Origin of the sequence: Variovorax paradoxus, assembly GCF_009755665.1 — a bacterium.
GTDB classification, from domain to species: Bacteria; Pseudomonadota; Gammaproteobacteria; order Burkholderiales; family Burkholderiaceae_C; genus Variovorax; species Variovorax paradoxus_G.
The window spans coordinates 5185982-5209114 of the sequence record NZ_CP046622.1 but is presented as its reverse complement, the minus strand read 5'-3'; the positions used below and the strand labels follow the sequence as shown (position 1 = coordinate 5209114).

The window sequence follows — 23133 nt, the reverse complement described above, 5'->3', positions numbered from 1 at the left end:
CATGGGCGGGCACGAAAAGAGGGCACCGCTCTGGGTGCCCTCGCATCACCGGATCGGCGTCAGGACTTCTTGGCCTTCGAACCGAAATAGTGGTTGTAGGCCATCTTGAAATCGACCGTGTAGTCGTTCTGCCACTGGCCGGCGCGTTCGGCAAAGGCCTTCTGCGAGTCGAGCACCTTCTGGAACATCGGGTTCTCGGCGGCCTTCTTGGCCACGGTCTTGTCCCACGAGGCCAGCTGCGCCCGCAAGATGGCATCGGGCGTCTTGTAGAACTTGATGCCCGCCTTCTTCAGCTCGATGTAGTCCTGCGAATTGCGCTGGATGGCCTTCCAGCTCATGTCGGCGCTGGAGGCCTGCACCGCATAGTCGATGATCGACTTGAGCTCGGCCGGCAGCGCCGCGAGCTTGCCCTTGTTGAAGAGAATCTCGAACTGCTCGCCCGACTGGTGAAAGCTCTGCAGCATGCAGTTCTTCGCCACGTCGGGAAAGCCCAGCACGCGGTCGCTCGACGCGTTGTTGAACTCGGCCGCATCGATCAGCCCGCGGTCCAGCGCCGGCACGATCTCGCCGCCCGGCAGCGGGTTCACGGCCGTGCCCATGTCGGTGAACACGTCGACCGCCAGCCCCACGGTGCGGAACTTCAGGCCCTTCATGTCTTCGACGCGCGCTACCGGCTTCTTGAACCAGCCCAGCGGCTGCGTGGGCATGGGGCCGTAGAGGTAGGACACCACGTCCAGGTTCAGGCTCTTGTAGATTTCCTCGATCAGCGCCTTGCCGCCGCCGTAGTTGTGCCAAGCCAGCACCATGTTGGCGTCCATGCCGTAGCCGGGCCCCGAGCCCCAGAGCGCGAGCGCCGAGTTCTTGCCGTACCAGTAGGCCACCACGCCATGGCCGCCGTCGAGCGTGCCCTTGGCAACGGCGTCGAGCAGCTGGAACGCCGGCACCACGGAGCCGGCCGGCAGCACTTCGATCTTCAGGCGGTTGCCCGCCATGTCATTGACCTTCTTGGCAAAGTCTTGCGCGTATTCATGGAAGATGTCCTTGGCTGGCCACGTGCTCTGGAAGCGCAGCGACGTGGTCTGTGCCATGCTGACCATCGGCGCCGACATGGCGCCCGCAGCCACGGCGGCGCCCTTGAGCAGGCTGCGGCGGCGGGGTGATTTGCTCTCTGTCATGTTGTCTCTCTCCATACAAGTTCTGACTGAAGAAACCCTGCCCGCCTTCTTGGCGCTATGTTCGGCAGGCCCATCCGCATCTTTGGCGCGCTGGAATATGCGACAAACAGGGTTTTCACGAACTGGTGAAAAATTCCATCATCCGGGCGGGGCCGCAGGGGCAACGTAAAGACGCTATTCCCCGCGTAGGTAGCCCCCGTCGATCGAAAAGGACTCAAAGACATGATTGAACCCGTTGAAGAAAAGGGCTACGCCGGCGATGTGACGCCCGAGCAGGCCGCAAAGTGGATGGCAAGCGGCGAGGCCGTATTGGTAGACGTACGCAGCGACGCCGAGCGTGAATGGGTCGGCTACGTACCCGGCGCCGTGCCGCTCGCCTGGAAGCAGTGGCCGGGAATGACGCTCAACCCGGCCTTCGACGGCGGTATTCGGGCCGCGGGCGAGGACGGCAACAGAAAGCTGGTGCTGCTGTGCCGCAGCGGCGTGCGCTCCATCGCTGCCGCCAGGCGAGCCACCGAACTGGGCCTCGAGGCATACAACATCCTCGAGGGCTTCGAAGGCAATCCGGACGACAACGGGCACCGCGGGGTACTTGGGGGCTGGCGCAAGCGCGGCTTGCCTTGGAAGCAGAACTAGGTCCATCGTCAGCGTGCCCCAGTGCACAGGGCATCGGGTGCTCCGCGCAGCGAAATAAAGGAGGAGGGCGCAGCCCCGGGGGACATTCGCGGAGGGGAGTACCCGGTGGCCTTTGCACGCGCCCTGAACAACAGCGCCAAAAAACAAAAGGCCCACCGTTCCCAGTGGGCCTTTCCATCGGCGAGCTGATCGGCTCAAAGCGCCGGAATGCGCAGCTTCTGCCCCGGATAGATCTTGTCCGGATGGCTCAGCATCGGCTTGTTGGCCTCGAAGATCGCGTTGTACTTGTTGGCATCGCCGTAGTACTTCTTCGAAATGGCCGACAGCGTGTCGCCCTTCACCACGTCGTGGTACTGCGCCGGCGGGGCCGCCGGTGCAACCAGGTTGTTGTCGACGCTCGTCACATTGGCGACGTTGCCCGCGGCAAGCCCCGCTTTTTCGCTTGCTTCCTGCGAAGGTGCCTGGCCGGACAGCGTGACGACACCCGTTGCGGCCGTGTAGGTCACTTCCAGGCCCGTGAGGCCAAGATTCTGCGTCTCGATGTACGTTTTGATGGCAGCCGCGGCCTTGGTGTTCGCGTCCGGCTCGGCAGCCTGGGCCGATGAACCGCCGAACAGCTTTTCTCCTGCTTCCTTGATGAAACTCAGCAAACCCATGGGGTACTCCTTCTGCCGTGGTTATTGGGAATCGCGACTGTAACGGCGGCAAGTGACCACGGCGCGTAGTCCCTTGCCGCAAGTGCAAGCGACGGTAAGCGACATAAAGTCGCAATAATCCGCCCATGGCTTCCCCCTTCCTTGCGATCGACATCGGCAACACCCGCCTCAAATGGGCTCTCTACGATGGCGCGCATCCGGGAGCCAAGCTCCAGGCGCACGGTGCCGAGTTTCTTGACCACATCGAGCGCCTCGCCGAAGGCCCGTGGGCCGACCTGCCTGCGCCCGGCGCCATGCTGGGCTGCGTGGTGGCCGGCGATGCGGTGCGCCGCCGCGCCGAGGAACAGATCGAAGAGCGCTTCGAATGCGCGCCGCGCTGGGTGGTGGCGAGTGCGGCCGAGGCCGGCATCGTCAACGGCTACGACCATCCGACGCGATTGGGCGCCGATCGCTGGGTGGCGATGATCGGCGCGCGCCACCGCATGCTCGGCACTGGGCCGGCGCGCCCGATGGTGGTGGTGATGATCGGCACGGCCGTCACGGTGGAAGCCATCGACGCCAGCGGCAAATTTTTGGGCGGATTGATCCTGCCGGGCCACGGCATCATGCTGCGCGCGCTCGAATCGGGCACGGCCGGGCTGCACGTGCCCACGGGCGAGGTGCGCGAATTTCCCACCAACACCAGCGACGCGCTCACCAGCGGCGGCACCTACGCCATTGCCGGTGCGGTGGAGCGCATGGTGCAGCACGTGCGCTCGCACTGCGGCGCCGAGCCGGCCTGCTACATGACCGGCGGCGCAGGCTGGAAGATGGCACCCGTCATGAATGGAGATTTCGAACTCGTCGAAAGCCTGATCATGGACGGCCTGCTGGTGATTGCACGCGAGCGGGCTGCCGAGTAAAGCTTCTCCAGGAAGGCTCAGGGGCGCATGAGCGCTTCGGCCACCGCGTGGAACGCGGGCAGCGTCAGCGGGTCGTTCCCCGCACTGGCCGCTACCGGATGCGCGGCGTAGCGCACGATCACCATCTCGGCCTTCGGATCGATGTAGATGCTCTGCCCGTGGATGCCGCGCGCCATGTAGGCGCCGTGCGGGTTGTTCGACACCCACCACATGTTGCGGTATGACCAGCCCGGCAGCAGCGCGTAGCCGGCCTTGGCAAACCTGGCCGCATCGCCGCCGCGCTGGATGTCTTCGACCACTGCTTTCGGAATGGCCTGCTGCCCGTTGGTCGCACGGCCGCCGTTGCGCATGGTCTCGCCGAAGCGCGCCAGGTCGCGCAGCACGGTATTGAGCCCGCCGCCGCCCGATTCGGTGCCGATGCGGTCGACCATAAAGTAGGCGTCCTGCTCCGCGCCGATACGGCGCCAGATCTTCTCGCTCAACAAGTCGGCGAGCGGCTGGTTGCTTACGCGCCGCAGGATCCAGGCGAGCACTTCGGCGTTGACTGTCTTGTAGGCAAAGGCAGCGTCGTGCGCGCCTTCCTTCTGCAGCGTGGCAAGAAATTCGTAGAAAGACTTCGGGCCTGTGTAGTTCGGGCCCTGCGCGAGCATGCCGCCGGCGCGCGCATAGTCCCAGACCTCGGCCTTCGGGTCGGCGTAGTTCTCCGAGTAGCGCACGCCGATGGTCATGTCCATCACCTGGCGCACCGTGGCGTCGCCGTACGCCGTGTCCTTCAGTTCAGGCAGGTATTTGGTGACGGGTGCCGCCGGGTCGAGCTTGCCTTCGTCCGCCAGAATGGCCGCCAGCGTGCCCACGAAGGACTTGGTGACCGACATCGCGATGTGCGGCCGCTCGGGCGTGAGCGCGCCGAAGTATTTCTCGTAGACCACGCGGCCGCGGTGCATTACCAGGATACCGTCGGTGTAGGTGCGCGGAATCATCTGCGCAAAGGTCACGGTCTCGCCGGTACCCCCCAGGGGCTTGAACGTGACGGCTTCGATGTCGCTGCGCGGCGCTGCCGGCAAGGGGCTGGGCGCACCGCTGCCGCGCCACACATTGGCGGTCGGCACGGTTTCGCGCACGTGCGAAAAGCTCCAGCGCGTGCGCGGAAACACGCCGCCGGCCGGGTTGTCGAAGGTGATCAGCTTGTCGGGCGGAGGCGGAAAGCCCTTCATCCAGCCCATCGCCTCGACCGAAGTGGCCGCGGGATCGGGAGGCGCGGCGGGCGCGGGCGTCTGGGCGTTCGATGAGGTGTTCACGGCAATCAGTGTGAAGGCGGCGACGAGCGCCGTGCGTTGGAAAAAAGACATGGGCGAGGCTCCTCCGCAAGAATCCATCATCAACGGCCGCTGAAGCGCGCCGGCCGGCGCTCGACGAAGGAACGCACGCCTTCAGCCGCGTCTTCGCTGTTCGACAGGTGCTTTTGCGTTTCGATGAATTCCGACACAGCCGCGAGCGGCCCTTGCTCCACGGCCTTGATCACGTTGAGCCGGGTGGCCACCACCGCGAGCGGCGCCTGCGCCGCAATGCGCTGCGCAATGGCCAGCGCCGCGTCGAGCTCCTGCCCCGCGGGCACCACCTTCTGCACGAAGTTGAGGCGATAGGCCTCGGCACTGTCGAACTCGTCGGCCGTGAGCAGGTGCAGCATGGCATTGCCCACGCCCGCGCGCTCGGCCATGCGCAGCGTGGCGCCGCCCGTGGCCATGATCCCGCGCTGCACTTCCATCTGCGAGAAGCGGCAGTTGTCGGCTGCCACCACGATGTCCGCGCCCAGCATCAGCTCGATGCCCACCGTGAAGCAGATGCCCTTCACCGCCGCCACCATCGGCTTGGTGCGGCGGCGGTAGCCGGGCAGGCCGAAGTCGTGCGGTTCCACCAGTCCGGCGGGAATCGCCTTCTCGCCGCGCTTCATGTACTCGGTGACGGCCGGCAGGTCCAGGCCCGCTGTGAAGTGGTCGCCGAAGGCATGCAGCACTCCCACGCGCAGGTCGGGGTTGTCGTCCAGCCGGGTGTAGGCCTCGGCCAGTTGCTTGAACATCGGCGGCGTCCAGCCGTTGCGCTTGGCGGGGCGGTTGATGCCGATCAGCAGCACATGGTCGATGACCTGCGTGTCGATGCAGCCTTCGGCGGGCGGGGTGGTCGGAGTGATGGGCGTGGCGGTCATGGTGCTTGTCTCCTTGTTCTTGTGTTCTTGCTGCGCTCAATACTTGTAGACGCCGCGTCCCGTCTTGCGTCCGAGTTGGCCGGCCGCAACCATTTCTTTGAGCAGCGGGCACGGACGGTACTTGGAGTCGCCGAACTGCTCGAGGTAGACCTCCATCACGGCCAGGCATACATCCAGGCCGATCATGTCGGCCAGCGCCAGCGGGCCGATGGGCTGGTTGCAGCCCAGCTTCATGCCGGCGTCGATGTCTTCGGCCGTGGCGATGCCTTCGGAAAGAACGAAGAACGCCTCGTTGATCATCGGCACCAGGATGCGGTTGACCACGAAGCCCGGCGCGTTCTTGACCGTGATGGGCGACTTGCCCAGCTTCTCGGCCAGCGCCTTCACGGCGTCATGCGTGGCGTCGCTCGTGAGGTAGCCGCGGATCAGCTCCACCAGCGCCATCATCGGCACCGGGTTGAAGAAGTGCATGCCAATGAAGCGGTCGGCGCGCGAGGTGGCGGCCGCGAGCTGGGTGATGGAGATCGACGAGGTGTTCGAAGCGATGATCACCTCGGGCGCCAGCATCTCGTCGACCTGCTTCAGGATCTTGAGCTTGAGCGCATGGTTCTCGGTGGCGGCCTCGATCACGAGCTGAGCGCTTTTCAGGTCGTCGTAATTGGTCGAGCCCTTGATCAGCGCAAGCGCCGCGGTCTTCTGCTCGGTCGTGAGCTTTTCTTTCTTGATCAGCCGGTCGAGGCTGCCCGAGACGGTGGCAAGGCCCTTGTCGACCGCCGCCTGGGCAATGTCGACCATCACCACATTGACGCCGGCCACCGCGCAGGCCTGCGCAATGCCATTGCCCATCGTTCCGGCGCCGATGATGCCGACGGTCTGGATCGTCATGAGAAAACTCCTTGGATAAGAACAAAACTGGACAGGGGCGGGTGGGGCGAAGGCCGCCACCGCTGCAGGAGATCGATTGTGAAGCAGCCCCGCCGGGCCGCTGTTGCCGCGAGTGACACGGCCGTCGCCGGTGGCTTACAGTGCTGCGATCGCTTTTTCCTTTCTCTTTTTCGACCCGACCATGACCACCCTCGGCACCCCCCTTTCCCCCTCGGCCACCCGCGTGATGCTGCTCGGCTCCGGCGAGCTCGGCAAGGAGGTGCTGATCGCCCTGCAGCGCCTCGGCGTCGAAACCATTGCGGTCGACCGCTACGAGAACGCGCCCGGCCAGCAGGTGGCGCACCATGCGCGCACCGTCACCATGAGCGACCCCGAGCAGCTCAAGGCGCTGATAGAGGCCGAGAAGCCCATGCTCGTGGTGCCCGAGATCGAGGCCATTGCCACGCCGATGCTGCAGCAGCTCGAAGACGCCGGCGTGGTGCGGGTGATTCCCACCGCGCGCGCCGCCCGCCTCACGATGGACCGCGAAGGCATCCGCCGCCTGGCCGCCGAAACGCTGGGCGTGCCCACCAGCCCCTACAAGTTCTGCGATTCGCTGGCCGAGCTGCAGGCGGCCATCGACGCCGGCATTGGGTACCCCTGCATCGTGAAGCCAGTGATGAGCAGTTCGGGCAAAGGCCAGAGCAAGATCGACGGCCCGGCCGACGTGCAGAAAGCCTGGGACTACGCCATGGCCGGCGGCCGCGTGAGCCACGGCCGGGTGATCGTCGAAGGCTTTATCGACTTCGACTACGAGATCACGCTGCTCACCGTTCGCGCCAGGGACGCAGCCGGTGCGGTGCAGACGCAGTTCTGCGAGCCCATCGGCCATGTGCAGGTGAGCGGTGACTATGTCGAAAGCTGGCAGCCGCACCCCATGGCGCCCGCCGCATTGCAAAAGGCGCAGCAGATCGCGCAGGCCGTCACGGCCGACCTCGGCGGCCAGGGGCTCTTCGGCGTCGAGCTGTTCGTGAAGGGCGACGAGGTCTGGTTCAGTGAAGTGAGCCCGCGCCCGCACGACACCGGCATGGTGACGATGGCCACGCAATGGCAGAACGAGTTCGAGCTGCATGCGCGCGCGATCCTCGGCCTGCCGGTGGACACGTCGCTCAAGAGCCCGGGTGCCAGCGCGGTGATCTACGGCGGTGTCGATGCGACCGGCATTGCCTTCGACGGAGTGGCCGAGGCGCTGCAGGTGCCCGGCAGCGACATCCGCCTGTTCGGCAAGCCCGAGAGCTTTGCCAAGCGCCGCATGGGCGTGGCGCTCGCGCATGCGGGCGATGTGGACACCGCGCGCGTCAACGCCAAGGAAGCCGCTTCGCGGGTGAAGCCGCGCAAAGCCTGAGCGGCCGTTGCGCAAGTAAGCAAGCACAGCCAGTTTTCGCAAGCCGCGCTCGGGCCGCGCGGGCATCGTGCACAGGAGACCGGGCGAACACCGCCCGGCCCACCGGAGACACCATGCTGCACCCCCAGGCCCGCGCCTTGCTCGACTTCATCGAGGCGCGCGGCATCCCGCCGACCCACACGCTTTCGCCGGCCGAGGCGCGCGCGTTCTATCGCGACCGGCGCGCCGCCACCCAACCCGAAGCCCCGCAAGTCGCCCAGGTTCGCGACCTGAAAGCCGAAGGTCCGCACGGCGCCATCGCGGTGCGCCTCTATCGCCCGCTGGGTGCCGCGGCCGATGCGGCGCTTCCGGTTCTCGTGTACTTCCACGGCGGCGGCTGGGTCATTGGCGACCTCGACACGCATGACGTGCTGTGCCGCTCTCTCGCCAACGGCGCGGGCTGCGCGGTCGCGTCGATCGACTACCGCATGGGCCCGGAGCACCGCTTTCCGGCCGCCGTGGACGACGTGCTGGCCGCCACCCGCTGGGTGCAACGCGAGGCCGCCTCGCTCAGCCTCGATGCAGGCCGGCTCGCGGTGGGCGGCGACAGCGCGGGCGGCAACCTTGCGGCGGTGGCGGCCATTGCCGCGCGCGATGCCGGCGACCTGCCCATCGCCTTCCAGCTGCTGATCTATCCCGCCACCGACATGCGCCGCGGCCATCCCTCGCACCAGGCCAACGGCCAGGGCTACCTGCTGACCAGCGACACGATGACGTACTTCCACGACCACTACATCGACGACGCCCGGCACGACCTCGACTGGCGCGCGTCCCCGTTGCTGCACGCCGATCTCTCGGGCCTGCCGCCCGCGCTGGTGCTTACCGCCGGCTACGACCCGCTGCGCGACGAAGGCATGGCCTACGCGGAGGCGCTGACCGCCGCCGGCAATCGCGCCGCGTACGTCTGCTTCGAGCGCCAGATCCATGGCTTCATCACCATGGGCAAGGTGCTCGACGAGGCCGGCACGGCCATCGCGCTGTGCACCGCCGAACTCCGCCGCGCGCTTGCGTTGGCCTAGGGAAAGTCCCCGCGCAAATGAACGCCGCGCCGCCGGCCCTCGCCGCTACGATCCTGCCAACGCAGTGCCGGCCCTTGGCCAACGGCGGCCCGATGCAGGAGACAGACACCATGCAGCGAACGAAGACGGCGCCGCCGGCAAGCGGCGGCGCGCAGAGCGGGGAGCGCCTGATGTGGCTCACGCACCAGCGCGTGTTCTACGCCGGGCTGCTCGGCGCGGCGGCCGAACGCACCATGGGCGGGTACGGCGTGTACGTGTCGCCCGCGGGCGCGCCGCCCAACCGCCTGCGCATCGGCGGAGGCGCCTGGCAGACCGGCGAACTGCTGGTGGTGCCGCCGCAAGTGCCGCACCGCGTCGAAAGCGCACACCCGCTCATCTTCAATCTGCTGATCGAATCGGAATCCGTCGATCCCGCGCGCCTGCCTGGTTACCTGCAGCACTGCGGTCCGGTGGATGCGCCCGCGTTCGTGCAGCGCATGCGCGCTGCGCACACCCATTTGCTCGCGCTCTCGGGCCGCCAAAGCTTCGAAGGGCTGGAGTTCGACCGCCTGTTCTTCGGCGATGCGCTGGCGCCGCGCGCACTCGATCCGCGCATCCGCAAGGTCATCGACACCATCAACGCAGACCCCGCAGCACCCACTTCGGCCGAAGACTGCGCGGCGTCGGTGCATCTGTCTTTCTCGCGCTTCCTGCACTTGTTCAAGCAGGAAACGGGCACGGCGTTTCGCGCCTTCCGGGCCTGGAAACGCGCGCGAAGCCTGCTGCGCTACGTGCGCCAGACCAGCACGCTGACAGACATTGCGCTGGACACAGGCTACCCCGATTCGACGCACTTCAGCCATTCGATACGCCAGGTCTACGGGCTCAAGCCGAGCGACATCGTGGCCGGCTCGCGCCGCCTTGCGCTGCACGACGCAGCCGGCGGCTACAGGCAGTAGCTAGCGCAAAGAGGCCGCATGCAAATACTCCAGCTCCTGCTGTCGGGCATTGCGCAAGGCTGCATCTACGGGCTGATCGCGCTGGGCTTCGTGCTGATCTACAAGGCCACCGAGACCGTGAGCTTTGCGCAGGGCGACCTGATGATGCTCGGCGCCTTCGGTGCATTCGCCGGCATGTCGCTGTTCGGCATGCCGTTCTGGCTTGCGGCCGTGCTGGCGCTGGTGGCCATGGCGGCGTTCGGCGTGCTGCTCGAACTCGTGGTGATTCGTCCCATCCTCGGGCAGCCGCAGTTCTCCATCGTGATGCTCACCATCGGCATTGCCTACGTGGCACGCGGGCTCATCACCATGGTGCCGGGCATCGGCACCGACACCCATACGCTGGCCGTTCCCTACAAGGACCAGATCTGGAAGGTGGGCGAGCTGGTGGTCAACCTCGAGCAGCTTGCGATCATCATCGCCACGGCCGTCCTCTGCGGGCTGCTGTTCGCGATGTTTCGCTACAGCAAGCTAGGCATTGCGATGCAGGCCTCTTCGCAGAACCAGCTCGCGGCCTACTACATGGGCATTCCGGTGAAGCGGCTCAACGGGCTGGTGTGGGGCCTGGCGGCAGCGGTAGCGGCCATTGCCGGCATGCTGCTCGCGCCGATTACCTTCGTGCACGCGAACATGGGGTTCATCGGGCTCAAGGCTTTTCCGGCCGCGGTGGTGGGCGGGTTCGGCAGCCTGCCGGGTGCCATCGTCGGCGGGCTTGTCATCGGCATCGTCGAATCGTTCGCGGGTTTCTATCTGCCGGACGGGTTCAAGGACACGGCACCGTACATCGCCGTGCTGCTGATGCTCATGATCAAGCCCAACGGCCTGTTCGGCGAAAAGCTGCGCAAGAAGGTGTAGCCGGATATGCGCTTCATCTTCAAGACCAGCTACGACCAGGACATTCGCCTCGCGCGGCACGGCGGCCATATGTTCTGGTACGGCCTCCTCGTCGCTTTCCTCATCGTCGCGCCATGGGCCATCGACGAGTACTGGCTTGCGCAGCTGACCTTCGTGCTGATCTACGGCATCGTCGGATTGGGCTTGATGCTGCTCGCGGGTTTCACGGGGCAGTTCTCGATTGGCCATGCGGCGTTTCTGGGTGCCGGGGCGTACACCCAGGGCGTGTTGACCAACATGGGTATTCCGTTCCCGATTGCGCTGCTCGCGGCCGCGGCGCTGTCGGCGGTGGTGGGCGTGGTGGTCGCATTGCCTGCCTTGCGCGTGAAGGGCATCTACCTGGGCATTGCGACGCTGTCGTTCGGCTTCATCGTCGAAGAAGTGTTCGCGCGCTGGGAGAGCGTGACCGGCGGCAACGCGGGGCTGCACGTGAAGTCGCCGCAGCTCTTCGGCTGGTCGCTGGGCTCGGGTGAAGGCTTCTACTTTTTGTGCCTGGTGGTCGCGGTGCTCAGCACGCTGGGCATTTTGAACCTGCTGCGCTCACCGACGGGGCGCGCCTTCGTTGCCATTCGCGATTCGGAAATCTCGGCGCAGAGCATGGGCATTCACCTCGCGCGCTACAAGACGATGTCGTTCGCCATCTCGGCCGCGCTCGCGGGTCTGGGCGGTGCGCTGTATGCGCACAAGCTCAGCTTCATTTCGCCGGACCAGTTCAACATCCTGCAGTCGATCGACCTGCTGCTGATGGTGGTGATCGGCGGACTCGGCTCGGTGCACGGCGCGTTCCTGGGCGCGATCTTTTTGATTGCAATGCCGCAGCTGATCTCGATGGGCAAGGACTGGCTGCCGGCCGTGATCGGCCAGGCGCCGGGGCTACAAGGGCTGGTGTACGGGCTGGTGCTGATCGCGTTTGTGCTGTTCGAACCTCTCGGGCTTTATGGCCGATGGCTCAAGATCCGCACCTGGCTGCAGCTCTTCCCGTTCTACCGCAAGGGCTTGTTCAAGCGGCAGAAGTCGTTCACCAAGTCGGACCGGCTGAGATGAGCGGCGCAGACGTCCTTCTTTCGGCCAAGGACCTGAGCGTGCGCTTCGGCGGCGTGCTGGCGGTCAACAAGGTGAGCTTCGACGTGCGGCGCGGCGAGGTGTTCACGCTGATCGGCCCCAATGGCGCGGGCAAGACGACGGTGTTCAACCTCATCAGCCGTATCTACACGCCGACCATGGGCGAGATCACATGGCATGGCGAGGCCTCGGGCCCGATGGGGTTGACGCAGCAGGCACCGCACGCGATTGCGGCGCTGGGCATCGCGCGCACTTTCCAGAACATCGAGCTCTTCGAGCATGCGACCGTCTTGCACAACCTGCTGATAGGCCGCCACACGCATCGGCAGACGGGTTTCTGGAGCGAGGTGTTCTTTACGCCGGCCACGCGGCGCGCCGAGATTGCGGCACGCGAAAAGGCGGAGCAGGTGATCGACCTGCTGGACTTGCAGCATCACCGCGACTCGATGGTGGCCGGCTTGCCTTACGGCGTGCGGAAGGTGGTGGAGCTGGCGCGCGCGCTGTGCACCGAGCCGAAGCTGCTGTTGCTCGACGAGCCTTCTTCAGGGCTCAACGTCGAAGAGACAGCAGACATGGCGTTCTGGATTCAGGATATTCAGCATGAGTTGGGTGTTTCGGTGCTGATGGTCGAGCACGACATGTCGCTGGTGTCGAAGGTGTCGGATCGCGTGCTTGCCATGAACATGGGAGAGGTGCTGGCGACCGGCACGCCGCGCGAGGTGCAGGCGGATGCTCGGGTCATCGAGGCCTATCTTGGGACTGTGGATGACGTGAGCAGTTTGAGGAGGGTGGCGGCATGAACGTCTTGTCCGCTGCTTCGTTGGAGACGCCCGGTGTGCGGTGCGGGGCGGGCGCCCCCACTATGCCGGCCCTCCGGGCTCCCTTCCGGTGCTCGCTTTCCGCGGGGTCTCGCCCAAACTCGCTTCGCTCAAACAAGGGCGAGCCCTTATCCGCGGAAAACTGCGCTCCTCAGCGGCGCAGAGGGGGCGCCCACCCCGCACCGCACGCCGGGCTCGGGCGGAGGTGGAACAACCCTGAGCGTGTCCACGGCGTTGGGGCCCCTGCCCCGGGCGGGCCGTTGAGGCGCCGCCGAGCAGCGGAGCGACAGGCGGATCAGGGCTCGCAGCTGTTTGAGCGAAGCGAGTTCTGCGAGACCCCGCCTGTCGTGAGCAGCGCAGGGCAGCCCGAAGGGCCGGTGACGTCGGCCCGACCGGGGCAGGGGCCCCAACGCCGTTCCCCGCCCGTCGCACGAGGGGCGACGCCATGACAGATGTCGTACTCCAACTGCTCAACGTCGAAAGCGCCTACGGCCCCATCAAGGCCATCCGTGGCGTCAGCCTGAAAGTCAGGCAAGGTGAAATCGTGACGGTCCTGGGTTCGAACGGCGCCGGCAAGACAACTATCCTCAAAACCATCTCGGGAATCATCGACCCGAGAAAAGGCAGCATCGAATTCCAGGGCAAGGACATCACCGCCAAGGACCCGGCCTACATCGTGCAGCAGGGCCTGAGCCACGTGCCCGAAGGCCGCGAGGTGTTTCCGCTGCTCTCAGTGAAGGACAACTTGCTGATGGGGGCCTACACCCGCAAGGACCGCGACGGCGTGGCGCGGGACATGGAGAGCGTCTACAGCTACTTTCCCATTTTGCGGGAACGCGCCACGCAGGATGCCGGCTTGCTGTCGGGCGGGCAACAGCAGATGCTCGCCATTTCGCGCGCCATCATGGCGGCGCCGCATCTGATCCTGCTCGACGAGCCGAGTCTCGGCCTCAGCCCCAAGCTGACGAAGGAAATCTTCGAGATCGTCGTGCGCATCAATCGCGAGCGCGGCACCACCATCTTGCTGGTGGAGCAAAACGCCAACATGGCGCTCAATGCTTCCGACCACGGCTACGTGCTCGAGAACGGCCGCATCGTCATGGAAGACACCTGCGAGCGCCTGCGCGAGAAGGAGGACATCAAGGAGTTTTACCTCGGCGTCAAGGACGACGGCGTGCGCGGCGAGCGGCGCTGGAAAAAGAAGAAGACCTGGAGATGAGGGCATGAGCACAACAGTCTTGCGCGCTCCCGCCGGCCTTTGGGACCTGGCGCACCTGCAGCCCAAGCCCGGCGTCGTGGTGCCCGGCGAGACCATTCCCGCCGTATTCTGGAAGGCCGTGGAACTGCGAGCCGACAAGGTGTGGATGCGGCAGAAGGAATTCGGCATCTGGCGCGCCTGGACCTGGCGGCAAACCGCCGATGCCGTGCGCGAAATTGCGGGTGGGCTGCTGGCGCTGGGCTTTGGCCAGGGTGAATGCGCGTCGATTCTTGCCAACACCGTCATCGAATGGGTGCTGTGCGATGTTGCCGTGCTCAGTTGCGGCGGTGTTTCGAACGGCATCTATCCCACGGACGCGGCTTCGCAGGTGCACTACCTTTGCGAAGACTCCCGCACTACCGTGCTCTTCGTGGAAGACGACGAGCAGCTCGACAAGGCGCTCGAAGTGCGTGCGCAATTGCCCATGCTGCGCAAGGTCATCGTGTTCGACATGGAAGGCCTGCGCGACCTCGACGACCCGGGCGTCATCAGCCTCGATGCTTTGCGCATGCTCGGCCGTGAGTACCTGCAGGCCCATCCGCAGGCACTGGAGCAGCGCATTGCCGCCTGCCGGCCCGAGGACCTGGCCATCCTTGTCTACACATCGGGCACCACCGGCAAGCCCAAGGGCGCGATGCACAGCCACCGCGGGCTGGTGTACACCATGCGCGGCTACAACTCCCTGCTGGCGCAGGGCGAGGGCGACGAGCGCATGTGCTTCTTGCCGCTGTGCCACATCGCCGAGCGCATGGGGGGCGAATACTTCGCGATGTACACCGGCTCGATTCTCAACTTCGTCGAAAACCCCGAGACGGTGCCCGAGAACGTGCGCGAGATTTCGCCCACCGTGTTTACCGCCGTGCCGCGCGTGTGGGAGAAGTTCTATTCCGGCGTGATGATCGCGCTGAAGGAAGCGAGCCGGCTGCAGCAGGCGGCGTACGGCTGGAGCATTGGCGTGGGCCGGCAGATTGCCGAGCGCGTGCTGCAGGGCCAACCCGTGGGCGCGGGGCTGCGCTTCAAGTTTCGCCTGGCGCGCTGGCTGGCGCTGGACAACGTGCGCAAGCTCATCGGGATTCACCGCGCGCGGTTCCTCGTGACCGGCGCGGCACCCATTTCGCCCGATCTCGTGCGCTGGTACCTGGCGCTCGGTGTGCCCATGCTGGAGGTATGGGGCATGACGGAATCGTGCGGTGCCTCGACTGGCGTGCCGCCGTCGCGGATCATGCCGGGTTCGATCGGGCCGGCCACCAGCTACAACGAGGTTCGGCTCGACCCGCAGACCGGCGAAATACTCGTGCGCGGCCCCAATGTGTTCATGGGGTACCTCAACCTGCCCGAGAAAACGGCCGAAACCATCGACGCCGACGGTTGGCTGCACACCGGCGACGTGGGAACAGTCGACGCGGGAGGGTATTTCCGCATCACCGACCGCATGAAGGACATCATCATCACGGCGGGGGGAAAGAACATCACGCCGAGCGAGCTGGAGAACGAACTCAAGTTCAGCCCCTACATCACCGACGCAGTGGTGATCGGCGACAAGAGACCCTACCTGACGGTGATCGTCATGATCGACCAGGAGAACGTCGAAAAATTTGCGCAGGACCACGATGTGCCTTTCAGCAACTACGAAAGCCTGACGCGTGCGCAAGAGGTGCTGGACCTGATCCAGGGCGAGATCGACCGCGTCAACGCCAAGTTCGCACGGGTCGAGCAGATCAAGAAGTTCTTCCTGCTCGAGACGCAGCTGAGCGCCGAGGACGAGGAGCTCACGCCCACGATGAAGCTCAAGCGCAAGCTGGTGCAGGCCAAGTACGCCGAGCGCATCGAGGCGATGTATCGCTGATTCCTTTTTCGTCAACCCGAGGAGACAACCCCATGAAGCTCAAGACAGTGACGGCCCTGGCGGTGCTGGGCCTGGCAGCAACGCTCGCATCCGCGCAGCAGCAACAGGGCGTGACTAAGGACGAGATCCGCATCGGCACGATCCAGGACTTGTCGGGGCCGCTCGCGGGCTTTGGCAAGCAGGCGCGCAACGGCATGCAGCTGCGCGTGGACGAGCTCAACGAGCAGGGCAACATCCACGGCCGCAAGCTCAAGCTCTTTGTCGAGGACTCGGGCTACGACCCGAAGAAAGCCGTCCTCGCGGCGCAGAAACTGGTCAACCAGGAAAAGATCTTCATCATGGCCGGCCACATCGGCACGGCGCAGAACATGGCGGCCATGCCGGTGCAGTTCGACAAGAACATTGTCAACTTCATGCCCATTACCGCGGCCCGCGAGATGTACGAGCCGCTGCACCGCCTGAAGTATTCGTTTGCGGCCACCTACTACGACCAGATCCGATTGGCGCTGCCCAAGATGATCAAGGAGAAGGGCGCGAAGAAGGTCTGCACCATCTACCAGGACGACGAGTTCGGGCTCGAGGTGCAGCGCGGCGCCGAGGCGGGCCTGAAGACCGCCGGCATGGAACTGGCCGAGAAAACCTCGTTCAAGCGCGGTGCCACCGACTTCAGTTCGCAGGTCGCAAGGATGAAGGCCGCCAGCTGCGACCTGGTGGTGCTCGGCACCATCATCCGCGAGACCATCGGCACCGTGGGCGAGGCGCGCAAGACAGGCTTCAACCCGACCTTCCTGGGCTCCAGCGCCGCTTACACCGATCTGATCCACAAGCTGGGCGGCAAGGCGATGGACGGCATCTACGCCACCATGACGGTGCAGAACCCCTACACCGACGAGCAGTCGCAGCCGCTGCGCTTCTGGGCCAACAAGTACAAGACCAAGTTCAACGAAGACCCGACGGTGTTTTCGGTATACGGCTACGTGATCATCGACTCGTTCATCAAGGCGGCGCAAAAGGCGGGCTCGGGCCTCTCGACCGACAGCTTCATCAAGGCCATGGACAGCATGACCTTCGAGCCCGACATGTTCGGCAGCCCCAAGAGCAGCTACACCGCCACCAAGCGCCTGGGCAACGACCAGTCGCGTTTGTCCCAGATCAAGGACGGGAAATGGGTCGTCGTCTCTGACTATGTGACACCATAACGGGCACCATGCCCAATTACTGGTTGATGAAATCCGAGCCCGACGAGGTCTCGATCGACGATGCGCTTGCCGCGCCCAATGCCACGGTGGCGTGGACGGGCGTGCGCAACTACCAGGCACGCAACTTCATGCGCGACGGCATGAAGGTCGGCGACGGCGTGCTGTTCTATCACTCGAGCTGCCCGGAGCCCGGCATCGCAGGCATTGCGCGGGTAGCCTCGGGCGTCAAGCCCGACCCGACACAGTTCGACCCGAAGTCTCCCTACTACGACGCGGCCTCGAAGAAGGAAGACCCGCGTTGGCTGCTGGTTGACGTGCAGGCGGTGCGCAAGACGCGGCTCCTCGCGCTGCCCGAGCTGCGCGCCAAGCCCGAACTGGCCGAGCTGGTCGTGCTGCGCAAGGGCAACCGGCTGTCGATCACGCCGGTCGATCCCGCGCATTGGCGCGTCATCGAGAAGATGCTGGCCTGAGCCGGTCAGCCCACGCGCTGAAGAATGGGAAACAGCTTGCCGAGGCCGTCGGCCATGACCTCGACCGCAAGCGCGGCGAGGATCAGGCCCATGAGCCGCGTCATGATGTTGATGCCGGTCTTGCCGAGCACGCGTGCGATCGGCTGCGCAAGCGAAAACGCCAGCGCGGTGGCCAGCGCCACCACCACTCCGTAGCCGACCAACAAGCCGAGTTCCCACAGGTGCTGCGTCTTGTCGGCGTAGATCACCACCGTGGATATGGTGGCCGGGCCGGTGAGCAGCGGGATGGTGAGCGGCACCACTGCGATGGACGCGCCCATGGATGCCTTTACCTCGGTGGCGCGCAGCTCTTCGACGTTGGTCTTGCTCTCCGCCGGCTTGGCATTGAGCATCGACAGCGAGCTCATGAGCAGCAACAGGCCGCCGCCCACCTGGAAGCTGGCAATCGAAATGCCGAAGAACGCCAGCAGTTGCAGCCCGATCAGCGCGCTGACCGCAATGACCACGAAGGCGCTGAAAGCCGACATGCGCACCGTATGCCGCCGCTGCGCATCCGAATACCCCTGCGTGTAGTGGATGAAGAAGGGCACGATGGCCAGCGGGTTGACGATGGCCACCAGCGTGACCAGCGGCTTGATCAGGTCCATCGAGGTGCTCATCGCTATCTTCCCCCCGTGACGTCGAGCAGGGCCATGGTGGTGTAGCTGGCCTCGGCGGACAGCAGCCACAGGATGGCGCCGGCAATTTCTTCGGCGCTGCCGGTGCGCTGCATCGGTACGGTGGGTGCCAGTTCGAAGGCGCGGTCGGGCATGCCGCCCGACGCGTGGATTTCGGTGTCGATGAGCCCCGGGCGCACCGCATTCACGCGAATGCCCTCGGCGGCGACCTCCTTGGCCAGGCCGATGGTGAAGGTGTCGATCGCGCCCTTGCTGGCCGCGTAGTCGACGTACTGGTCGGGTGAGCCCAGCCGCGCGGCGCCGCTGGAGATGTTGACGATCGCGCCGCCCGAACCGCCGTGCCGGGTGCTCATGCGCCTGACTGCTTCGCGCGCGCAGATGAAGCTGCCGATCACGTTGATGCGGAACATGCGCTCCAGGCGCGCCACGCTCATTTGCTCGACGCGCGCCTGCACGTCGACCACGCCGGCATTGTTGACGAGCGCCGTGAGGCGGCCAAGCTTGGCGTCGACCTTCTCGAACATGGCCAGCACCTGGGCCTCGTCGCCCACGTCGGCCTGCACGGCCATGGCGCTGCCGCCGCCCGCGCGGATGACGCGCACCACCTCGTCGGCGGCGAGCGAGTTGTTCGCGTAGTTGACGGCCACCGCGTAGCCGCGCTGCGCCGCCAGCAGGGCCGTGGCGGCGCCGATGCCGCGGCTGCCGCCCGTGATCAAGAGCACCTGGTCCAAAACCCACCTCCTGCAGAGAAACTGCGTGTCAGTTAAAACCGTTGGCCTGGATTACATCATCGAGGGCCAGCGCATGAGCGTGAGCGCCGCGCCGGGCCGCCCCAAGCAAGCTCGCACCGCGGTGCGAAGCACGGAGGTTATTGAATGCACAAGACGATTGACTATTACTTTGCGCCACAGAGCCCGTGGACCTATCTGGGGCATTCCCGGTTTGCCGCGATCGCCGCGGCCGCGGGCGCCACGGTGCGCGTGCGGCCGATCGACCTGGGCAGCGTGTTCCCGGTGTCGGGCGGGCTGCCGCTGGGCAAGCGCGCGCCGCAGCGCCAGGCGTACCGGCTGGTCGACCTCGCACGCTGTTCGCGCCATCTCGGCCTGCCGCTGAACACCAGGCCGAAGTTCTTTCCGGTGGCCAGCGACGACGCGGCCCGGGTCATCATCGCAGTCGACATGCACGACGGCACCGAGGCCGCCATGCGCATGTGTGCCGCGGTGTTCGCGGCCGTGTGGGTGCAGGAGCGCAACATCGGCGACCCTAAGGTGCTCGATTCGCTGGTGGTCGAATGCGGGCTGTCGCCCAAGCGCGCGGAGCAGTCGCAGAGCCAGGCGGTGCAGGAGCGCTACGAGGCCTACACGCAGGAGGCGATCGACATCCAGGTGTTCGGCGCGCCAAGCTACGTGATCGACGGTGAAATCTTCTGGGGGCAGGACCGCCTCGACTTCGTCGAGCGGGCGCTTCGCCCGTAACCTGGCCTTCTTTTTTCAGTTGCCATCAAGGAGCAAGACATCATGGGTCAATTCATCGATCTGAAAGCCAAGGACGGCTTCACCTTCCCCGCCTACGTGGCCGAACCCGCCGGCAAGCCGCGCGGCGCAGTGGTCGTGGTGCCGGAGATCTTCGGCGTCAACTCGCACATCCGCTCGGTGGCGGACGGCTATGCGGCGGACGGCTATCTCGCGGTTTCGCCCTCGACCTTTCATCGCGTGAAGCCCGGTGTGGAGCTCGGCTACAGCGACGAGGACATGAAGGCCGGCTTCGCGCTGAAGACGGCAGTCGAGGCGCTGCCCGCGCCGGGCGTGCTGCAAGACATCGAGGCCGCCGTGGCCTATGCGGCGAAGGCCGGCAAGGTGGGCATCGTCGGTTTTTGCTGGGGCGGCCTCCTGGTGTGGCGCGCCGCAAGCCTGCTCCCCGGGCTTGCCGCAGCGGCGCCCTACTACGGCGGCGGGATGACCACGCCGGAAGAAGCCGCGCGCCAGCCCAAGGTGCCGGTGCTGGCGCATTTCGGTAACCAGGACCACTGGATTCCGCTGGACACCATCGAGGCGTTCAAGAAGGCGCACCCCGAGGTGGAAGTGCATGTCTACGAATCGGGCCACGGCTTCAACTGCGACCAGCGGGGCTCGTACAACGCCGAGGCCGCCAAGCTGGCGCGTGCGCGCACGCTGGAGTTTTTTGCCAAGCACGTCGGCTGAGCGAGCCCGAGTCTGTGCCAAACGAAGCCCGGCACTGCCGGGCTTTTTATTTTTTCTTTTGCGAGCCGGGCCCCTTCCCGACACGGGTCTGGAGAAAGTCCAGCAAGGCGCGCAGGGCGGCGCTGTTGTGGCGCCGCTGCAAATACGCGGCCGAGAGCCACATGTCCTGCCGCGCATAGCCCTGCAGCACCGGCACCAGTTCGCCGTCGTCGATGTGCGACTGCACGAGGATCGACGGCAGGTAGATCACGCCGAAGCCGCGCATCGCAACCCGGATCAGCGGCGCGCCCTCGGTGCAGTCCATGCGGCTTTTCACCGGCACGTCCAACGGTTGGCCGCCGTCCTCGAAGCGCCAGACTGGCTGGGCGCCCAGCCGCGAGTGGGTGAGCGCGTCATGTCCGGCAAGCTCGCTCGGGTGATCGGGCTTGCCATGCTTCTTCCAGTACACGGGCGAGGCGCAGACGACCATTTCCATGAGCATCAGTTTGCGGACGATCAAGTTGTCGTCGGTGACCGGGCCGCTGCGGATGTCGACGTCGATGCCTTCCTCGGCGAGATCGACCGCGCGATTGGTGAGCTGAAGGCTGATGCTCACATCCGGGTAGTAGCGCATGAAGTCGGCCAAAAGGCCCGGAAATTCACCGTTGCCCATGCCGTGCGGCGCCGAAATGCGCAACCGGCCGCCGGGCTGCGTGGCGCGCTCCTGCAGCTCGGCCTGCGTGAGCTCCACCATTTCGAGCACCGGGGTGCTGCGCTCGAGCAGCAGTTGCCCGGCATCGGTCAGGCTCACGGAACGCGTGGACCGGTTGAGAAGACGCACGCCGAAGCGTGTTTCGAGTTCGGCCACATACTTGCTGACGGTGGCTTTCGACATGTCGAGCTTCTTGGCCGCATGCGAAAAGCTGCCGTGCGAAGCAACCTCCCGGAAGGTTCTGATCAGATCGAGACTGTCCATGTCGAAGCGCCTATTGGTTTCCGTTCCGGGAGCGGCATGCGCCGATTTTCCAGGGAACGCGCCGAATCGAGTGCATGCCTTCGGGTTGTCATTGTTTCAATAGAGGAAACACGGTGTCTCTGTTCCACGTGTTTTGAAGCGTCTATTCAGTTGGAAACTCGCCGCACAGGTGAGCAGCCAGCGAGCCTGGTGGACGAACCATCCAACGAACACAAGGAACTGAAAATGAAGACCTCGCACATCCTCGCCGCAGCAGCTATCGCCGTGCTGGCCGCCACTGGCGCCCAAGCCGAATCCTACGAAGGCGTGAACACCGCCGTCTCGAGCAAGAGCCGTGACGAAGTGAACGCGGAATCCGTGCGCACCGCATCGGCTCCGAACCAGAACGTGACCCGCGGCTCGCGCGGCCCGGAAACGGTCGCCGTGTCGAAGGACCGCGCCCTGGTCGAAGCCGAAGCAATTCGCACCGCCTACACCCCCGACCAGAACGTGACCGGCGGCTCGCGCGTCAACAGCAAGGTCATCTCGACGATGCCCCACCCGATGGACGCACGCGTTCAAGCCCAGCAAGGCTCGGGCGCCGTCGCCAAGTAAGCCAGGCGAATTTGCGGCCCGTGCGGCCAGCACTAAAAAAGGCCACGCAACTGCGTGGCCTTTTTGCTTTGGGGATGTGGGAAGAGGGGCCGGCGCTCAACGCGTGCGCGCAAGGTAGCGCTTGCGCCAGAACACCACGACCAGCACCAGCGCGATGACCAGCATTGCGCCCATCGCAATCCAGAACCCGTCCGCCTTGTGCACCAGCGGAATGAATTCAAAGTTCATGCCGAAGATGCCGGCAATGAGATTGAGCGGCAGGAAGATGGCCGTCAGCACGGTGAGCACCCGCATGATGTCGTTGGCGCGGTGCCCCTGAACGCTGAAATGCATCTGCACCGCGGTTTCGGCGTTCTGCTCCAGCCGGTGCACGTGGTGCACCACGCGTTCGATGTGCTCGAGCACGTCGCGGCTGCGCACCATGATCAGTTCCCGCTCGCGCTGCTCGGCTTCGTTTTTGGGCGATGGCAGCGTCTCCAGCGAATCGATCCAGTCCTGAATGGCAGCGCGCTGGTCTTCGCAGATTTCGTCCAGGTGATGCAGCGACTGCCGCGCTTCCATCAGCGCGCCCCAGTTGGTAAAGCGGCTGCGCGGATCGATCAGCTCGGTTTGCCAATGGTCGAGCTGGCGGGTGAGTTCGCGGCGCATGTCGAGGTAGCCGTCGACGATCTGGTTGATGACGCGCAGCATCAGGTCGGCGGTGCCGGTGGGCACGCGCGCCGAAGTGGCCCGCACGTCGAGCGCCGGGGCGCCCTTGTCGTCCGGCGACCCCGCGGCCAGCAGGCGGGCGGCAAACGCGTCGCGCACCGCGCCGTCCTCCGGATGCACCGACAGCAGCACGCGGTCGAACAGCGCAAAACCCACCGGCCGGGTATCGACCCGGCGCAGCACCGGCGGGCCGCGCCGCGACGGCGTGGGCAGGGGCGGCTCGCCGCCCGAGGTGCCCTTGCCGTTGCCCAGCGCCGCCTGGCCCGGCCCGGCCGAAAGGCGCCGGAACACCAGCACGTCATATTGCGATGTGTAGTCGTAATGCGAAGGCAACTGGTCGTTGAGCAAGTCGGCGACGTGCAGATCGACCAACTGCGTGAGGCAGAGGGACTGCAGGATCTGCTGGACTTCAGTGAGCGACGCGCGAAACTCGTCCCGCGTGAGAGAAATCCAGAGATAGCCTTGGGCGGCGCAAGCGCCCGGCGCCGTGAGCGGCGCCAGCGCCGGATGCTCGCTCACTTGGGAGCGGGTGATTTCGAAGATGCGCATGGGCCCGCCCTGTTGCTCTTTTTTGG

At 65.5% G+C, this 23133-nt stretch carries 24 protein-coding genes; 15 read left to right on the top strand and 9 right to left on the bottom strand.

All coding sequences use genetic code 11. The annotated features are described in order from the left end of the window. Positions 1-59 precede the first annotated feature (59 nt). Positions 60-1175 carry a TRAP transporter substrate-binding protein gene (locus GOQ09_RS24325; RefSeq protein WP_157616235.1) on the bottom strand — a complete coding sequence of 372 codons (1116 nt, stop codon included), beginning with the start codon at positions 1173-1175 and terminating at the stop codon, positions 60-62. A gap of 222 nt (positions 1176-1397) precedes the next feature. Here GOQ09_RS24325 and GOQ09_RS24320 point away from each other — a divergent pair, with 222 nt between their 5' ends. Next, positions 1398-1811, top strand: a complete 414-nt coding sequence (locus GOQ09_RS24320; protein ID WP_157616234.1) for a rhodanese-like domain-containing protein — start codon at positions 1398-1400, stop codon at positions 1809-1811. Positions 1812-2005: 194 nt separating this feature from the next. Here the strand turns inward: GOQ09_RS24320 and lysM are convergent, their stop codons facing one another. Beyond that, complete coding sequence (lysM, locus tag GOQ09_RS24315; RefSeq protein WP_157616233.1) at positions 2006-2467, bottom strand: peptidoglycan-binding protein LysM; 462 nt, start codon at positions 2465-2467, stop codon at positions 2006-2008. A 125-nt stretch (positions 2468-2592) separates the two neighbouring features. Between lysM and GOQ09_RS24310 the strand changes: the two genes are divergently transcribed. Continuing rightward, complete coding sequence (locus tag GOQ09_RS24310; RefSeq protein ID WP_157616232.1) at positions 2593-3369, top strand: type III pantothenate kinase; 777 nt, start codon at positions 2593-2595, stop codon at positions 3367-3369. A 17-nt stretch (positions 3370-3386) separates the two neighbouring features. Here GOQ09_RS24310 and GOQ09_RS24305 read toward each other — a convergent pair whose 3' ends face one another. Genes GOQ09_RS24305 through GOQ09_RS24295 form a run of 3 tightly spaced genes read right to left on the bottom strand, consistent with a single transcriptional unit; the run spans position 3387 to position 6457 of the window. Next, positions 3387-4718, bottom strand: coding sequence for a serine hydrolase domain-containing protein (locus tag GOQ09_RS24305; RefSeq protein ID WP_157616231.1), 1332 nt, complete (start codon positions 4716-4718; stop codon positions 3387-3389). A 29-nt stretch (positions 4719-4747) separates the two neighbouring features. Continuing rightward, positions 4748-5572 carry a crotonase/enoyl-CoA hydratase family protein gene (locus GOQ09_RS24300; protein WP_157616230.1) on the bottom strand — a complete coding sequence of 275 codons (825 nt, stop codon included), beginning with the start codon at positions 5570-5572 and terminating at the stop codon, positions 4748-4750. A gap of 36 nt (positions 5573-5608) precedes the next feature. Further along, entirely contained in the window at positions 5609-6457 is an 849-nt protein-coding gene (locus GOQ09_RS24295) for a 3-hydroxybutyryl-CoA dehydrogenase (protein WP_157616229.1), read from the bottom strand. A 181-nt stretch (positions 6458-6638) separates the two neighbouring features. Between GOQ09_RS24295 and purT the strand changes: the two genes are divergently transcribed. The 10 genes from purT (at position 6639) to GOQ09_RS24245 (ending at position 17423) form a co-directional block, all read left to right on the top strand. Next, a complete protein-coding gene (gene purT / locus GOQ09_RS24290; RefSeq protein WP_157616228.1) occupies positions 6639-7841 on the top strand; it encodes a formate-dependent phosphoribosylglycinamide formyltransferase in 1203 nt (400 codons plus the stop codon). Positions 7842-7954: 113 nt separating this feature from the next. Continuing rightward, positions 7955-8899, top strand: a complete 945-nt coding sequence (locus GOQ09_RS24285) for an alpha/beta hydrolase (RefSeq protein WP_157616227.1) — start codon at positions 7955-7957, stop codon at positions 8897-8899. A gap of 110 nt (positions 8900-9009) precedes the next feature. Then, positions 9010-9837: a helix-turn-helix transcriptional regulator gene (locus GOQ09_RS24280; RefSeq protein WP_157616226.1), complete on the top strand. Its 828-nt coding sequence runs from the start codon at positions 9010-9012 to the stop codon at positions 9835-9837. Positions 9838-9855: 18 nt separating this feature from the next. Further along, positions 9856-10731 carry a branched-chain amino acid ABC transporter permease gene (locus tag GOQ09_RS24275; RefSeq protein ID WP_157616225.1) on the top strand — a complete coding sequence of 292 codons (876 nt, stop codon included), beginning with the start codon at positions 9856-9858 and terminating at the stop codon, positions 10729-10731. A gap of 6 nt (positions 10732-10737) precedes the next feature. Continuing rightward, positions 10738-11814, top strand: coding sequence for a branched-chain amino acid ABC transporter permease (locus tag GOQ09_RS24270; RefSeq protein WP_157616224.1), 1077 nt, complete (start codon positions 10738-10740; stop codon positions 11812-11814). Next, on the top strand, positions 11811-12632 hold the full coding sequence (locus tag GOQ09_RS24265) for an ABC transporter ATP-binding protein (protein WP_157616223.1): 822 nt from the start codon (positions 11811-11813) through the stop codon (positions 12630-12632). The genes GOQ09_RS24270 and GOQ09_RS24265 overlap by 4 nt, the downstream gene beginning before the upstream one ends. Before the next feature lie 463 nt (positions 12633-13095). After that, the gene (locus tag GOQ09_RS24260; RefSeq protein WP_157616222.1) at positions 13096-13869 is read left to right on the top strand and encodes an ABC transporter ATP-binding protein; all 774 of its coding nucleotides are present in this window, start codon (positions 13096-13098) and stop codon (positions 13867-13869) included. Between the two features lie 4 nt (positions 13870-13873). After that, on the top strand, positions 13874-15754 hold the full coding sequence (locus GOQ09_RS24255) for an AMP-dependent synthetase/ligase (RefSeq protein WP_157616221.1): 1881 nt from the start codon (positions 13874-13876) through the stop codon (positions 15752-15754). 32 nt (positions 15755-15786) lie between these two features. After that, entirely contained in the window at positions 15787-16953 is a 1167-nt protein-coding gene (locus GOQ09_RS24250; RefSeq protein ID WP_157616220.1) for an ABC transporter substrate-binding protein, read from the top strand. A gap of 8 nt (positions 16954-16961) precedes the next feature. Then, a complete protein-coding gene (locus GOQ09_RS24245; protein ID WP_157616219.1) occupies positions 16962-17423 on the top strand; it encodes an EVE domain-containing protein in 462 nt (153 codons plus the stop codon). Positions 17424-17428: 5 nt separating this feature from the next. On the opposite strand, the gene GOQ09_RS24240 is transcribed toward GOQ09_RS24245, so the two are convergent. Continuing rightward, positions 17429-18082 (bottom strand): MarC family protein, encoded by a 654-nt coding sequence (locus GOQ09_RS24240; RefSeq protein ID WP_015867683.1) that lies wholly within the window; start codon positions 18080-18082, stop codon positions 17429-17431. A gap of 2 nt (positions 18083-18084) precedes the next feature. Further along, complete coding sequence (locus GOQ09_RS24235; protein WP_126749863.1) at positions 18085-18831, bottom strand: SDR family oxidoreductase; 747 nt, start codon at positions 18829-18831, stop codon at positions 18085-18087. A gap of 144 nt (positions 18832-18975) precedes the next feature. On the opposite strand from GOQ09_RS24235, the gene GOQ09_RS24230 reads away from it, so the two are divergent. Together GOQ09_RS24230 and GOQ09_RS24225 are read left to right on the top strand one after the other, a co-directional pair. Beyond that, positions 18976-19575, top strand: coding sequence for a 2-hydroxychromene-2-carboxylate isomerase (locus GOQ09_RS24230; RefSeq protein ID WP_157616218.1), 600 nt, complete (start codon positions 18976-18978; stop codon positions 19573-19575). 42 nt (positions 19576-19617) lie between these two features. Continuing rightward, the gene (locus GOQ09_RS24225) at positions 19618-20301 is read left to right on the top strand and encodes a dienelactone hydrolase family protein (RefSeq protein ID WP_157616217.1); all 684 of its coding nucleotides are present in this window, start codon (positions 19618-19620) and stop codon (positions 20299-20301) included. A gap of 46 nt (positions 20302-20347) precedes the next feature. Here the strand turns inward: GOQ09_RS24225 and GOQ09_RS24220 are convergent, their stop codons facing one another. After that, entirely contained in the window at positions 20348-21256 is a 909-nt protein-coding gene (locus tag GOQ09_RS24220; protein ID WP_157616216.1) for a LysR family transcriptional regulator, read from the bottom strand. Between the two features lie 225 nt (positions 21257-21481). Here GOQ09_RS24220 and GOQ09_RS24215 point away from each other — a divergent pair, with 225 nt between their 5' ends. Then, the gene (locus GOQ09_RS24215; protein WP_157616215.1) at positions 21482-21850 is read left to right on the top strand and encodes a DUF4148 domain-containing protein; all 369 of its coding nucleotides are present in this window, start codon (positions 21482-21484) and stop codon (positions 21848-21850) included. Positions 21851-21946: 96 nt separating this feature from the next. On the opposite strand, the gene GOQ09_RS24210 is transcribed toward GOQ09_RS24215, so the two are convergent. Beyond that, positions 21947-23107, bottom strand: coding sequence for a magnesium transporter CorA family protein (locus GOQ09_RS24210; protein WP_157616214.1), 1161 nt, complete (start codon positions 23105-23107; stop codon positions 21947-21949). Positions 23108-23133: the final 26 nt, after the last annotated feature.